Below are 12789 nucleotides of genomic sequence, written 5' to 3'. Positions count from 1 at the left end.
GTCCATCCCCCAACAATCAACTTTCGCACTTCGGTGCATTTCAGGAGGTGCGCGATGCACATCGAACCCGGACTCGTCGACGGATCCAAGATCTTCCTCAGCTATGCCACGGGGGCGGCTGCACTGGCTTACACAGGCAAGGTCGCCTTCGACACCTTGCGCAAGGACGGCCCCATCGGCCTGCTGCTGCGCTCGGTCTTCACCGTGATGCTGGTGTTCTGCTTCTTCGAGGTGTTCCCGCACCATCCCGTGGGCGTGTCCGAGGTGCACCTGATCCTGGGCACCACGCTGATGCTCCTCTTCGGGCTCGCGCCCGCGGCCATCGGCCTGGCCGGCGGCTTGCTCATCCAGAGCCTGTTCTTCGCACCGCCTGACCTGCCGCAGTACGGCATGAACGTCACGACCTTGCTGGTGCCGCTGTTCGCCACCGCCGCGCTGGCACGCCGCATCATTCCCGCGAACATGGCCTACGTGGACATCAGCTACCAGCAGGCTTTCAAGCTGTCGGTGGCCTACCAGGGCGGCATCGTGGTGTGGGTGGGCTTCTGGGCCCTCTACGGCCGTGGCACGGGCCTCGAGAACCTCAGCCAGATCGCCAGCTTCGGCGCGGCCTACATGACGGTCGTGCTGGTCGAGCCGCTGGTCGACCTGGGCGTGCTGGCCGCGGCCAAGGCCTGGCGCCGTCTGCAGGGCACGGCCCTGGTCGAGCGCCGCTTGTACAGCGCCGTCTGATTCGCGCCGGCAGCCCCTCGTTGAAGAGGGCGTGCCGTTCGCCGGCGCGTGCGCCACGCACGCGCCGCGCCCGATTCCCCGTGCGCCTTCGGCGCCTGAAAGCATCCATTCCATGACACAAAGCAACGCCAAGATCCCCGTCACCATCGTCACGGGCTTCCTCGGCAGCGGCAAGACCACGCTGCTGCGTCACATCCTCGGCAATGCCGAGGGCCGCCGCATCGCGGTGGTGGTCAACGAGTTCGGCGAACTCGGCATCGACGGCGACATCCTGCGCGGTTGCGGCATCGGCTGCGACGACGAGGGCAACGAGCGCGAAGGCGCGCTGTACGAACTGGCCAACGGCTGCGTCTGCTGCACCGTGCAGGAAGAGTTCCTGCCCGTGATGCTGCAGCTGGCCGAGCGCCGCGACCAGATCGATGCCGTGCTCATCGAGACCTCGGGCCTGGCGCTGCCCAAGCCGCTGGTGCAGGCCTTCCAGTGGCCCGACATCGCGAACATCTTCACCGTCGATTCGGTGGTCACCGTGGTCGACGGCCCGGCCGCCGCCTCGGGCCAGTTCGCCGCGAACCCCGCGCAGGTCGACGTGCAGCGCCGCGCCGATCCCAACCTCGACCACGAATCGCCGCTGCACGAGCTGTTCGAAGACCAGCTCTCGGCCGCCGACCTCGTGGTGCTCAACAAGACCGACCTCATGGACGCCGCCGCGCGCGCGCAGGTCGAGGCGCTGGTGCGCGAAGAGCTGCCGCCCGAGGTGAAGATCGTCGGTGCCACCGAAGGCAAGCTGCCGCTCGCGCTGCTGCTGGGCCAGGGCCGCGCCGCGGAAAGCACCATCCACCTGCGCGAGAGCCACCACGACCACGAGGAAGACCACGACCACGACGAGTTCGACTCGCTCGTGATCGAGCTGCCGCCCGTGGACCGCGATGGCCTCATCGCCGTGCTGACTGCACTGGTCGAGCAGCACACCATCTACCGCGTGAAGGGCTTCGTCGCCGTGCCGCACAAGCCGATGCGCCTGCTGGTGCAGGGCGTGGGCCGTCGCTTCGACCACCACTTCGACCGCCGCTGGCGCGACGGCGAGGCGCAGCGCACGCGGCTCGTGTTCATCGGCGAAGACCTGGACGAAGGCGCGTTGCGCAAGGCACTGGAAGGCGTGGCGGCCGTTCCCGCCTGACCGCATGCACCTGCTGAGCACCCAGCCCGGCCGCTTCGTCGAGGACGATCCGAGCGTCGTCACCCGGCTCGACCAGACGCCGGGCGACATCGTGGTGCTCAGCTCGGCCGACACCACGCTCGCGCTGCTCGCCGCCGCGCGCACGGCGCTGGCGGCCACCGACCCCGGCTACCCCTCGCTGCGGCTGGCCAACCTCATGCACCTGCGCCAGCCCGCGTCGCTCGACCTGTACGTCGACGAGGTGTTGCGGCATGCGCGCGTGGTGGTGGTCGATCACCTGGGGGCCGAGTCGGCCTGGGCCTACGGTCTGCAGCAGCTCGAAAAGCTTGCGAAGCGCCAGGGCCAGCAGCTCGCGATGTTCTCGGGCGACCTGCAGGAAGACGAGGACCTGCTCGCGCGCGGCACCGCGGCGCGCGGCGTGAGCCGGCAGCTGTGGCAGTACCTGCGCTCGGGCGGCGCGGGCAACGCGGCGCAGTTCCTGCGCGCGGTGGCCTTCCACGGCCTGGGCCACGGCGAGGCGCCCTTGCCGCCGCGCAGCCTGCCGCAGGTCGCGCTGCATGTGCCGGGCGGCGTGGACGCGACGCACACGGTCGCGGGCATCGACGACCTGCGCGCCGGCTGGCATGCGGATGCGCCCGTGGTGGCACTGGTGTTCTATCGCTCGCACCTGCTGTCGGGCAACACCGAGGCCTTCGATGCGCTGGCCGCCGCGCTGCATGCGCAAGGACTGAACCCGCTGCCCGTGGCGCTCGATTCGCTGAAAGACCCGCTGTGCCTGTCCGCACTGCGCGCGCTGTGCATCGAACACGAAGTGCAGCTCGTGCTCAACACCACCGCCTTCGCCGCCTTGGGGCAGGGTGCCTCGGACGAAAGCGGTGAGCCTCTGGCACTCGCGGACGATGCCCCCGTGTTGCAGGTGATCGTGAGCGGCGGCAACCGCGAAGACTGGCTGGCTGACAGCCAGGGCCTGCGCCCGCGCGACATCGCGATGCAGATCGCGCTGCCCGAGATGGACGGGCGCATCGTCACGCGCGCCGTGAGCTTCAAGGGCCTGTCGCACCGCTGCGAACTCACGCAGACCGAAGTGGTCGGCTACCGGCCCGAGCCCGACCGCATCGCCTTCGTGGCCGAACTCGCGCGCCGCTGGTGCAGCCTGCGCAGACTGCGCGCGGATGAAAAACGCGTCGCGCTCATCCTGGCGAACTATCCCGGCAGCGAAGGCCGCATCGGCAGCGGCGTGGGGCTGGACACGCCGGCCTCGGTGATGGCCATCCTGCGTACGATGCAGGCCGAGGGCTACACGCTCGATGCGCTGCCCGCGGACGGCGACGCGCTGATGCGCACGCTGCAGGAGGGCATCGCCAACGATCCTGCCCAATGGGCTGCGCGGCCCGCGTGGCAGAGCTACGCGCTCGCCGACTACCGAGCCCGCCTGGCGGCGCTGCCCGAGGGCATGGCCGCCGCCATCGACGCGCAATGGGGCCCGCCCGAAAACGACCCGATGCTGCGCCAGGGCCGCTTCATGATCGCCGGGCTGCGGCTGGGCCGCGTGTTCGTGGGCATCCAGCCGGCGCGCGCGCTGGGACCGCTGGACCTGGCCGACTACGCGAGTTACCACGACGCCGAGCTGGTGCCGCCGCACAGCTACCTCGCGTTCTACTTCTGGCTGCGCGACGTGTTCGCCATCGACGCGGTCGTCCACGTCGGCAAGCACGGCAACCTCGAATGGCTACCGGGCAAGAGCCTGGCGCTCGCGGCCACCTGCTGGCCCGACGCGATCCTCGGGCCGTTGCCCAACGTGTATCCCTTCATCGTCAACGACCCCGGCGAGGGCGCGCAGGCCAAGCGCCGCACGCAGGCCGTGATCGTCGACCACCTGATGCCACCGCTCACGCGCGCCGAGAACCACGGCCCGCTGCAGGACCTGGAGCGCCAGGTCGACGAGTACTACGACGCGCTGCTGGTCGACGCGCGCCGTGCCAAGGTGCTGCGCGCGCAGATCCTCGCGACCGTGCGCGCGCAGCACCTCGTCGAAGAGCTGGGCATGCCGGGTGCGGAAGACGATGCCGTGCTGGCGCGCGTCGATGCGTACCTGTGCGAGCTGAAAGAAACCCAGATCCGCGACGGCCTGCATGTGTTCGGCGATTCGCCGCGCGATCGGCTGCGGCGCGACACGCTGCTCGCGCTCGCGCGCTACCCGGCCGGCGACGGCGCGGGTGAGAACGCCGGCCTGCTGGGCGCGCTCGCGGCCGACCTGCTGCCGGGCGAAGCCTTCGACCCGCTCGACATCGACGCGGCGCGGCCCTGGCAGGGCGCGCGGCCGGCATTGCTGGCGGCCGTGAGCGACGAGGCCTGGCGCCACCAGGGCGACACGCGCGAGCGGCTGGAGCTGTTGGCGCAGCAGCTGCTCGAAGCGGACGCTTGTCCGCCCGATCTGCCGCATACCGCCGCCGTGATGGGCCGCATCGCGCACCGCCTCGCGCCCGCGCTCGATGCGTGCGGCGCAGAAGAGTTGCGTCAGTTGTCGCGTGCACTGCAAGGCCGCTTCGTGCCGCCGGGCCCCAGCGGTTCGCCTTCGCGCGGCCGGCCCGACGTGCTGCCGACCGGGCGCAACTTCTACGCGGTCGACACGCGCGCCATCCCCACGCCCACGGCCTGGATGCTCGGGCTCAAGTCCGCCGCGCAGCTGGTCGAACGCCATCTGCAGGAACACGGCGACTACCCGGTCGCGCTGGGCCTGTCGGTCTGGGGCACAGCCACCATGCGCACCGGCGGCGACGACCTGGCGCAGGCCTTCGCGCTCATCGGCGTGCGGCCCAAATGGGCAGCGGGCAGCCAGCGCGTGGTCGATTTCGAGGTGCTGCCCACCGTGGGCCTCGGGCGTCCGCGCATCGATGTCACGCTGCGCATCTCGGGCTTCTTCCGCGACGCCTTTCCCAATGCCGTGCAGATGTTCGACGCCGCCGTGCAGGCCGTGGCCGCGCAGGAGGACGAAGACGCCGAGCGCAACCCGATCCGTGCACGCATCCTGCGCGAGGCCGCGGCGCTCGAAGCACAAGGCGTGGCACCCGGCGAGGCACGCACGCAGGCCGGCTGGCGCGTGTTCGGCTCCGCGCCCGGCAGCTACGGCTCCGGCCTGCAGCCGCTGTTCGACCACGGCGACTGGCAGAGCGACGACGACCTGTCGAAGGCCTACGTCGGCGGCAGCGCCCATGCCTACGGTCAGGGCAGCGACGGCGTGCCGGCGGGCGATGCGCTGGTGCGCCGGTTGCGCGCCATGAACGTCGTGCTGCAGAACCAGGACAGCCGCGAGCACGACCTGCTCGACTCCAACGACTACTACCAGTTCCAGGGCGGCATGGCCGCCGCCGTGCGCCACCTGAGCGGGCAGCAGCCGGCGATGTACCACGGCGACCACGGCAACCCGCAGGCCCCGCGCGTGCGCACGCTGAAGGAAGAAATCAGCCGCGTGATCCGCGCGCGCGTGGTCAACCCCAAGTGGATCGACGGCGTGAAGCGCCACGGCTACAAGGGCGCCTTCGAGATGGCCGCCACGGTCGACTACCTGTTCGGCTTCGACGCCACCGCGCGCGTGGTGGGCGACCACCAGTACGCGATGGTGGCCGACGCCTACGTGCTCGACGAGGCCACCCGCGACTTCGTGAACGCGCACAATCCGCGCGCGCTGCAGGACATGCTCAACCGCCTGCTTGAAGCCATGCAGCGCGGCCTCTGGCAGTCGCCCGGCGACTACAAGCACCAATTGGAAAACCTGCTGCTCGACCACGAGCAGCAGATGGAAGGAAGCCCCCGATGACCACAGCCGCCCCGATGCCGGTGCCGTTCCCCTTTGCCGCGATCGCCGGCCAGCCGCAACTGCGCCAGGCGCTCTTGCTGGCCGCGGTCGATCCCGCGCTGGGCGGCGTGCTCATCGAAGGCCCGCGCGGCACCGCCAAGACCACGGCCGCGCGCGCGCTCGCCGAATTGCTGCCCGGCGCGCCCTTCGTCACGCTGCCGCTGGGCGCGAGCCTCGAAAGCCTCGTGGGCACGCTCGACCTCGGGCAGGCGCTGGCCGGCCACGAACTGAAGTTTGCGCCCGGCCTGTTGGCGCGCGCCCACGGCGGCGTGCTGTACGTCGACGAGATCAACCTGCTGCCCGACGCGCTCATCGACTCGCTGCTTGATGCAGCAGCCAGCGGCGTCAATGTGGTGGAGCGCGATGGCATCTCGCACCGGCATGCCGCGCGCTTCGTGCTGGTGGGCACGATGAACCCGGAAGAGGGCACGCTGCGCCCGCAGCTGCTCGACCGCTTCGGCCTGTGCGTGCGGTTGCGCAACCTGCAGGACGCGGCCGAGCGCCAGGCCATCGTGCGTGCGCGGCTGGCCTTCGATGCCGATCCGCAAGGCTTTCGCGCGGCGCATGCGAAGGAGGAGGCCGAACTCGCGGCGGCGCTGGTGCGTGCGCGCGCGCGCGTGGCGGACGCGGCGGCCTTGCCGTATGGCGATGCGGTGCACGAAGCCGTCGGCGCACTGTGCATCGCGGCTGGCGTGGACGGCCTGCGCGCCGACCTCGTGATGCTGCGCTCGGCGCGTGCGCTCGCGGCGTGGGAAGGCGCTGCATCGATCACCGACGACCATGTGCAGCGCGTGGCCGAGGCGGTGCTGCTGCACCGGCGCCACCCGGCGGCTGATGCGGCGGTGGCGCCTCCCATGGCGCCACCCGCACCTCATCGCAACCCGGGTGACACGCCTGCACGCGATGCCGGCGATGGCGACTGGGGCGCGATGCCGCCCGAGCCTGTCGGCATCGAGCGCGTGAAGCCGCTGCGTCCGCTGATCTCTGCTCCCCAGGCCGCCCCAAAAAAAGCCTGAGCCTCCGGGACGCCGCACCCGCTGGCGCACGCCAGGGTGACCGGAGGCAGGGCACGCAACGGGACGCCTGGCACGGCGCCGCCGCGCCCGGCACGGCCTTCGACTGGCCGCGCACGCTCGTCGCCCGCGGCGCGGACCGGCTGCAGGCCGCGCACCTGCGCCACCGCCCGCAGGAGGCGCGCAGCGGCGCGTTGCATTGCTTCCTGCTCGACTGTTCGGCCTCGATGCGCCACGACGGCCAGCTCGCGCGCGCCAAGGGCCAGCTGCTCGCGCTGATGCAGGAGGCCTACCAGCGGCGCGACCATGTGGCGCTGCTGTGCTTTGCCGGCGACGTGGTCGAGCTGCGCCTGCCGCCGCGCCGCGCCAGCGCCTGGAACGACGACTGGATTGCGCCCATCGCGGCCGGTGGCGGCACGCCATTGGCGCTGGGCGTGCTGCGCGCGCAGCAGCTGCTGGCAAAGCACGAGAGCCGCCAGCGCTGGCTCTGGCTGCTGACGGACGGCCGCAGCAACGAAAGCCCCGCGCGCCCGGCCGCGGCGGATGTCGCCTGCGTGATGGACTTCGAACGCGCCCGCACGCCGCTGCACCGGGCGCGGCAGCTGGCCGCGCAGTGGGACGCGCGCTACCTCAGCGCCTGAATCACAGGATCGTGGGGCGCGCCCCGGCGCTCGTGGATCGACTTGGGGCGCGAAGGGACATCCGCCGCACGGCGCACCGCTGCAGGCGGCGCCCTCGATACTGCGTCGCTCCCAACGAAACCCAGGAAACCCCATGTCCGTCACTCCCCGCCGCGTGGTGCGCGAAGGCGCGTTCAAGCACATCATTGCCGACGGTGTGCAGGTCGGCGACACGATCTATCTCTCGGGCCAGGTGAGCGTGGACGGCGAGGGCCGCACCCTCGGCGCCGGCGACATCGCGGCGCAGGTGCGGCAGGCCTACGCCAACGTGCGCAGCGTGCTCGCATCCTTCGGCGCCTCGATGGCCGACGTGGTGGACGAAACCCTGTTCGTGACCGACATCGACGGCTTCCTCGGCCAGGCCGACGCACTGTTCGCCTTGCGCGCCGAGATGTTCGGCGGCGAGCCGCAGGTGTCGCAGACGCTGGTGCAGGTGGCGCGGCTCGGCAGCCCCGACTGGTTGATCGAGATCAAGTGCATCGCCAGAACAGCTGCAGCCTGAAGGGCTGAAGGCCTGTTCAGCCAAGCAGTTCGGGTACCGTATGGCATGCGTCCGAAACCCCCTCTCCTGGCCCTTGCGTTGACCCTGGCCATGCCCGCCGCCTTTGCACAAACCGAGGCGTCCGCGCAGCCGTTGAGTGCCGAAGACTGCAAGGCACAGGAAGCGGTGCTGGAGCGCGACATGGCCCTGGCCCGTTCGCGTGGCCAGATGCTGCGCCGGCGTGAGCTGGCCGACACCCTGAGCGCGCTGCACCTGCGCTGCCAGGCGCTCGCGCCGGTGAGCCGCGAAGCGCGCATCGAAAAGCTGGAGCACGAGATCCGCACGCTGCGCACCGAGCTCGAACGCGCGGAGGCGCAACTGCGCAGCGTGAAGAGCGAGTCGCCCTGAGCCCTCGCGGCTATTGCTTCACCAGGGCAGCTCGCTGAGCGGCCTGCGCGGGTCTGAAACAGCCGGCGCCACATCGGCAGGGGTGGCCGGCCCGTCTTTCTCCGACACGGCCTCCACCGGCGCCAGCATCGTCCCGCGGCAGCCCGGCGAGCCGCAATGGCAGGGGTACTTCGATGGCGGCGAGCCGTCGTCGGCCGTGAGCGAGTAGTCGATGAAGAGCTCGTCGCCGGCCTCCACCGCTTCCATCGTCTGGAAGCGCAGCACCATCTCGCCCGCCTCGTCGTACTCCTCGACCGCCTCGCAGTTCGGCTCGCAGGAATGGTTCAGGTGGCGCGTGGCGTTCCCGCCCTTGGCACCGTCAATGGTCTCGCCGGTCGTCAGCGTGAACAGGTAGGTGAGCTGGTCGTCCCAGAGCTTGGAGGCGACTTCCTGTTTGGTGTAGCGGCGGCCTTCGTACAGGCCCAGGAAGGCTTCGGCCGGCAGGTCGCGCGTGGCGAAGGCGCCCAGGCCATGCACGCCGCTGGGGCCCACGCGGATGAAGGGGGTGGACGAGGTTCGCTTGGGGGACTTCATGAACGGGCGGGGCGCGAGGAATCGGAAGAAAAGGTGGGCTGGGGCTGGAGTGTCGCGGCCATCTCGATCTGGCGTATGACAACGGTGGCGCCGCGTGCGGCCATCGCGCGGTGCAGCGCGCTGCCCTCGGGCTCGTCGACCAGCCGCCAGCGCGCGCCGGGGCGTGCCTGCGCGAGCGCATCGAGCAGTGCGTGGGCCGAGGCGTCGTCAGGCGCGGCGGCGTCCAGCAGCATGTGCAGCGGCAAGGCTGGCGGCAGCAAGATGGCGTAGCCGCCCGTGGCCGCGCCGAGGGCTGCGGCGCCGTCGTGCGCGAGCGCACCTTGCACGGTCGGCCACTCGCGGCGCCAGGTGGGGCGCGAGACAGCGGTGCAGGCCGCGTGCAGGTCGGCGAGCGCGTCGGTATCGGGCACTGTCGAAGCTGCATCGGCACGAGGCTCGAAGCTGCCCTCGAGCACCTCGAGCGTGCGGGTTTCGACGAAACCCGCCTGCCGGTACAGCTGCCGCGCCGGGTTCTGCTCGATCACTTCGAGCTGCACCTGCGCGATGCCGGCTGCCGACAGGTCGCGCAGCTGTGCCTCGATGAGCTGCTTCGCCAGCCCCCGGCGCCGTTGTGCGCCCGCGATGCCGAAGCCCGCGAGATACGCACGCGAACCGCGCCGGCCAACGAGCGAGAGGCCGCAAGCCTCGCCGTCGACGACGATCACGCGCGAGAGCGCCAGGTCGGCTTCGGCGCGCCGCACATGCCGCTCGAACATCGCGCGGTCGAACGCGATCGGCACGAAGTAGTCTTCGTACGAGCGGTTCCACAGGGCGGTGAGTTCGTCGATGCCGAAGTTCGCGGCGGGAACGATGTTGAAGTTCATGGCGTGCCGAAGATCAGTTGCGCGGCGCATCCAGCGACGCAAGGCAGTTCACGATGGCGTCGGCCGCCTCGTCGAGCCGGGGGCCGGGCCGCATCATCAGGTCGAAGCGCGCCGAGGCAAAGCTGCAGACGCGCCCGCGCTGGATGGCCGACATGGCCGACCAGCCGGGGCGCCCCGCCATGGCCGAGATTTCGCCGAGGGCCGAGACCATCAGCACGTCGGGGTTGGCGCGCACCACGAACTCGGGGTTCATCTTGGGGAAGGGGCCGAGCGAGCCTGGCACCGCGTTGGCCAGGCCCAGGCGCGCCAGGGTCTCGCCGATGAAGGAGCTTTCGCTCGCCGCCGCCACGCCGCCGTGCACCTCGAAGTACACGCGCCGCCCCTGCCAGTTCAGCGGCACGCGGGCGCGCGCCGCGTTCAGCCGGGCGTCGAGGCTGCGCCAGAAGGCCTCGCCCGCACCCGGCTTGCCGGTGGCACGGGCCACGGTTTCCATCACGCGGCGCATGTCGGCATGGGTCTTGGCGTCGAGCGCCAGCACCTTGATGCCCAGGCGCTCCAGCGCCTCGGCGGCGCGGCTGCGCGGGCGCAGCAGCACGAGGTCGGGCTTGAGCGCGACGATGCGCTCGATGTTCGCGTCGTCCATGCCGCCCACCTGCGGCAGGCCCTTCACCGCCGCCGGCCAGTTGGCGTGGCGGTCGATGCCCACGAGCCGGTCGCAGGCGTCGAGCGCGCAGACCGTCTCGGTGAGCGAGGGCATCAACGACACGATGCGTTTTGCGGGCGCTTGCAGCTCGAGCACCCGGCCACGGTCGTCTTCCAGCCGGATGGCGCCCGCGTGTGCGGCCGGGCCGATTCCCAGTGCCACGAAGGCCGCGGCCCGGGCGATGTGGCGGAAGGCGGTCGAAAAGGGTGGGCGCTGGGGCAGGGCGTTGGAAGTCATCGGGGCGGGCGGAGTCAGCCCGCTATTGTCGCGGCGCTTGCATCCGCAGCTGGCGCGCCGCTTCTTCCGCGCGCGCGTCGTCCACTTCGCGCAGCACATTGCTGAGGTCGACGGGGCCGGTCTCGCGCACGAAGGTGCCCGTGAGCTCGGTCTCGGGGCGCAGCAGGCCGCGCTCGTAGAGCTGCCAGATCTCGTCGCCGTAGTGCGTCTGCAGCAGCGCGGGCGCGTACTGCCCGAAGAAGTTGCGCAGGTTCTCCACGTCGCGCAGCAGCATGCGCTTGGCGTGGTTGTTGCCGGCCGCGTCCACGGCCTGCGGCAGGTCGATGATCACTGGGCCGTCTTCGGCCAGCAGCACGTTGAACTCCGACAGGTCGCCGTGCACGATGCCCGTGCAGAGCATGCGCATCACTTCCTTGAGGAGGCTCGCGTGGTGGCGCAGCGCGTCGTCGGGCGAGAAGGCCACGTCGTTCAGGCGCGGGGCGGCGTCGCCGTTCGCGTCGGTCACCAGGTCCATGAGCAGCACGCCTTCGAGGAAGTTGTGCGGCGTGGGCACGCGCACGCCGGCCGCGGCCAGGCGGTAGAGCGCATCGACCTCGGCGCTTTGCCAGATGGCCTCGGTCACCTTGCGGCCGAAGCGCGTGCCCTTGGCCATGGCGCGCGCCTCGCGGGTGTTCTTCACGCGCCGGTTCTCGGTGTAGTCGACGGCCTGGCGGAAGCTGCGCTTGTCGGCTTCCTTGTAGATCTTGGCGCAGCGCGTTTCTTCGCCGCAGCGCACGACGTAGACCATGGCTTCCTTGCCGCTCATGAGCTGGCGCACGACGCTGTCGATCAGCCCTTCGTCGACGAGGGATTGCAGTCTGGGGGGTGTCTTCATGCGCGCGCCTCCGGCACAGCCAGGGGGCGGGTCGAGAGGAAGGCCCTCAGGCTTTCCGTGCCGATCTGGTAGACCCCATCATGCCTGTGCGCGGCAAAGCCCAGCTGGCGGTTGATGGCGAGCATGGGCGCATTGGCCTCCGCGTTCTGCGTGACGGCGATCACCACCTCGGGATGCCGCTCGCGCACCAGCTGCAGCATGATCGCCTTCACGCCCTTGGCCAGTCCCTTGCCGCGCCAGGCGCGGGCCACGCCCGTGAGGCGCTGGAACATGCGGTCGGGGTACAGCTGGTTCCAGCTGGCGTCGCACACGGCGGCCACCTCGTCGTTGGCGTCGCGCAGCAGCACGAGAAAGTGCTCGCCTCCGCGCCGGTCGATCTCGGCGTACCAGGCGTGGAAGCCTTCCAGCTCGAAGCGCAGGGGCGCGCGTTCCAGCGCGCTGGTGGGCGCGTCTTCGAGCAGCGCGGACAGCGGCGCCATCAGCGTGGCCAGCCGATCGAAGGGCACGCGGCCCGCGTGGATCTCCAGGCGCAGCCCGTGCGCGGGCGCGAGGGCGTCGGCGCGCCAGCGTGCGAGCGCCGCCCAGTCGAGGCTGTCGAAGGCCATACGGTTCTCGATGCTGCGGTGCTTTTCGGTCGCGCCGATGGCCGCGAGGAACGCCCGGCCTTCCGGCAAGTGGGCCTTGAAGGTCGCGGTGGTGGGGGCGCGCGTCTCCATCAGCGCCAGAAGCCGGTGCAGCAAGGTGCTGGCCACGCCCTGGCGCTGGTGCGATCGCAGCACGCCGCCCCACACGTCGATGAAAGGCGCGAAGGTCGCGTAGTCGGGCGAGCCTTCGCGGCGCACGCCCATGTTGAGGCTGCCGACGATGCGCCCCTGTGCGTCCCGCGCGAAGGCGCGGTGCACCACATGCAGCGGCGTGTGCTGGCGCACGTCCTGCTGAGTGTGGGCGTCGTCGGGCTGCGGCTCGCCCGGAAAGTCTTCGTCGTGGCGCTGGCGCCAGTAGGCCAGGGCCTGCGCCCACTCTTCAGCGGACGCCCGCTGTGGATCGAAAGAAGAAGTCGTGAACTGCCGCGCATCGGCGGCACGGGTTTCAAGCATGGTGAGCCTTGATTCGAAAAGGGAACGGACCGCGCGCGGCACTCATGTGCCGGCGTGGCGTTGTCTGAATCGGACGGCGTGTCGCGGCAGGACAC

The 12789-nt window shown here is 70.8% G+C and carries 12 protein-coding genes; 7 read left to right on the top strand and 5 right to left on the bottom strand.

Translation table 11 applies throughout. The annotated features are described in order from the left end of the window. The first annotated feature begins 54 nt into the window (after positions 1–54). From AC1RL8_RS05400 to AC1RL8_RS05370, 7 genes are all read left to right on the top strand, one after another. Positions 55–732 carry an energy-coupling factor ABC transporter permease gene (locus AC1RL8_RS05400; RefSeq protein WP_492684122.1) on the top strand — a complete coding sequence of 226 codons (678 nt, stop codon included), beginning with the start codon at positions 55–57 and terminating at the stop codon, positions 730–732. A 112-nt stretch (positions 733–844) separates the two neighbouring features. Further along, positions 845–1909, top strand: coding sequence for a cobalamin biosynthesis protein CobW (gene cobW, locus AC1RL8_RS05395; RefSeq protein WP_070061111.1), 1065 nt, complete (start codon positions 845–847; stop codon positions 1907–1909). A 4-nt stretch (positions 1910–1913) separates the two neighbouring features. Beyond that, entirely contained in the window at positions 1914–5726 is a 3813-nt protein-coding gene (gene cobN / locus AC1RL8_RS05390; RefSeq protein ID WP_492684121.1) for a cobaltochelatase subunit CobN, read from the top strand. Then, positions 5723–6781, top strand: a complete 1059-nt coding sequence (locus AC1RL8_RS05385) for a magnesium chelatase ATPase subunit I (RefSeq protein ID WP_492684120.1) — start codon at positions 5723–5725, stop codon at positions 6779–6781. The genes cobN and AC1RL8_RS05385 overlap by 4 nt, the downstream gene beginning before the upstream one ends. Positions 6782–6972: 191 nt before the next feature. Further along, positions 6973–7419 (top strand): vWA domain-containing protein, encoded by a 447-nt coding sequence (locus AC1RL8_RS05380; protein WP_492684119.1) that lies wholly within the window; start codon positions 6973–6975, stop codon positions 7417–7419. Positions 7420–7552: 133 nt separating this feature from the next. Further along, positions 7553–7960: a RidA family protein gene (locus tag AC1RL8_RS05375; RefSeq protein ID WP_492684118.1), complete on the top strand. Its 408-nt coding sequence runs from the start codon at positions 7553–7555 to the stop codon at positions 7958–7960. 90 nt (positions 7961–8050) lie between these two features. Next, positions 8051–8347, top strand: a complete 297-nt coding sequence (locus tag AC1RL8_RS05370; protein WP_492684117.1) for a DUF1090 family protein — start codon at positions 8051–8053, stop codon at positions 8345–8347. An 18-nt stretch (positions 8348–8365) separates the two neighbouring features. Here the strand turns inward: AC1RL8_RS05370 and AC1RL8_RS05365 are convergent, their stop codons facing one another. Genes AC1RL8_RS05365 through AC1RL8_RS05345 form a run of 5 tightly spaced genes read right to left on the bottom strand, consistent with a single transcriptional unit; the run spans position 8366 to position 12694 of the window. Continuing rightward, on the bottom strand, positions 8366–8920 hold the full coding sequence (locus AC1RL8_RS05365) for an SET domain-containing protein (RefSeq protein WP_492684116.1): 555 nt from the start codon (positions 8918–8920) through the stop codon (positions 8366–8368). Then, complete coding sequence (locus AC1RL8_RS05360) at positions 8917–9783, bottom strand: GNAT family N-acetyltransferase (RefSeq protein ID WP_492684115.1); 867 nt, start codon at positions 9781–9783, stop codon at positions 8917–8919. The genes AC1RL8_RS05365 and AC1RL8_RS05360 overlap by 4 nt, the downstream gene beginning before the upstream one ends. A gap of 13 nt (positions 9784–9796) precedes the next feature. Beyond that, positions 9797–10723: an ABC transporter substrate-binding protein gene (locus AC1RL8_RS05355; RefSeq protein WP_492684114.1), complete on the bottom strand. Its 927-nt coding sequence runs from the start codon at positions 10721–10723 to the stop codon at positions 9797–9799. A 22-nt stretch (positions 10724–10745) separates the two neighbouring features. Continuing rightward, a complete protein-coding gene (locus AC1RL8_RS05350; RefSeq protein WP_492684113.1) occupies positions 10746–11597 on the bottom strand; it encodes a PA4780 family RIO1-like protein kinase in 852 nt (283 codons plus the stop codon). Then, a complete protein-coding gene (locus AC1RL8_RS05345) occupies positions 11594–12694 on the bottom strand; it encodes a GNAT family N-acetyltransferase (RefSeq protein ID WP_492684112.1) in 1101 nt (366 codons plus the stop codon). The genes AC1RL8_RS05350 and AC1RL8_RS05345 overlap by 4 nt, the downstream gene beginning before the upstream one ends. Between the last annotated feature and the right edge of the window lie 95 nt (positions 12695–12789).

It is taken from the genome of Variovorax sp. GW822-FHT04E09 (genome assembly GCF_058800845.1).
This window is presented reverse-complemented; position numbering and strand designations above follow the sequence as displayed.

Excerpts from the sequence above, each read along its gene's own strand:
- AC1RL8_RS05350 (WP_492684113.1), bottom strand. The coding sequence starts at position 11,597 with ATGAAGACACCCCCCAGACTGCAATCCCTCGTCGACGAAGGGCTGATC.
- AC1RL8_RS05375 (WP_492684118.1), top strand. The coding sequence starts at position 7,553 with ATGTCCGTCACTCCCCGCCGCGTGGTGCGCGAAGGCGCGTTCAAGCAC.
- AC1RL8_RS05385 (WP_492684120.1), top strand. The coding sequence starts at position 5,723 with ATGACCACAGCCGCCCCGATGCCGGTGCCGTTCCCCTTTGCCGCGATC.
- AC1RL8_RS05365 (WP_492684116.1), bottom strand. The coding sequence starts at position 8,920 with ATGAAGTCCCCCAAGCGAACCTCGTCCACCCCCTTCATCCGCGTGGGC.
- AC1RL8_RS05400 (WP_492684122.1), top strand. The coding sequence starts at position 55 with ATGCACATCGAACCCGGACTCGTCGACGGATCCAAGATCTTCCTCAGC.
- AC1RL8_RS05360 (WP_492684115.1), bottom strand. The coding sequence starts at position 9,783 with ATGAACTTCAACATCGTTCCCGCCGCGAACTTCGGCATCGACGAACTC.
- cobN (WP_492684121.1), top strand. The coding sequence starts at position 1,914 with ATGCACCTGCTGAGCACCCAGCCCGGCCGCTTCGTCGAGGACGATCCG.
- AC1RL8_RS05355 (WP_492684114.1), bottom strand. The coding sequence starts at position 10,723 with ATGACTTCCAACGCCCTGCCCCAGCGCCCACCCTTTTCGACCGCCTTC.
- AC1RL8_RS05370 (WP_492684117.1), top strand. The coding sequence starts at position 8,051 with ATGCCCGCCGCCTTTGCACAAACCGAGGCGTCCGCGCAGCCGTTGAGT.
- cobW (WP_070061111.1), top strand. The coding sequence starts at position 845 with ATGACACAAAGCAACGCCAAGATCCCCGTCACCATCGTCACGGGCTTC.
- AC1RL8_RS05345 (WP_492684112.1), bottom strand. The coding sequence starts at position 12,694 with ATGCTTGAAACCCGTGCCGCCGATGCGCGGCAGTTCACGACTTCTTCT.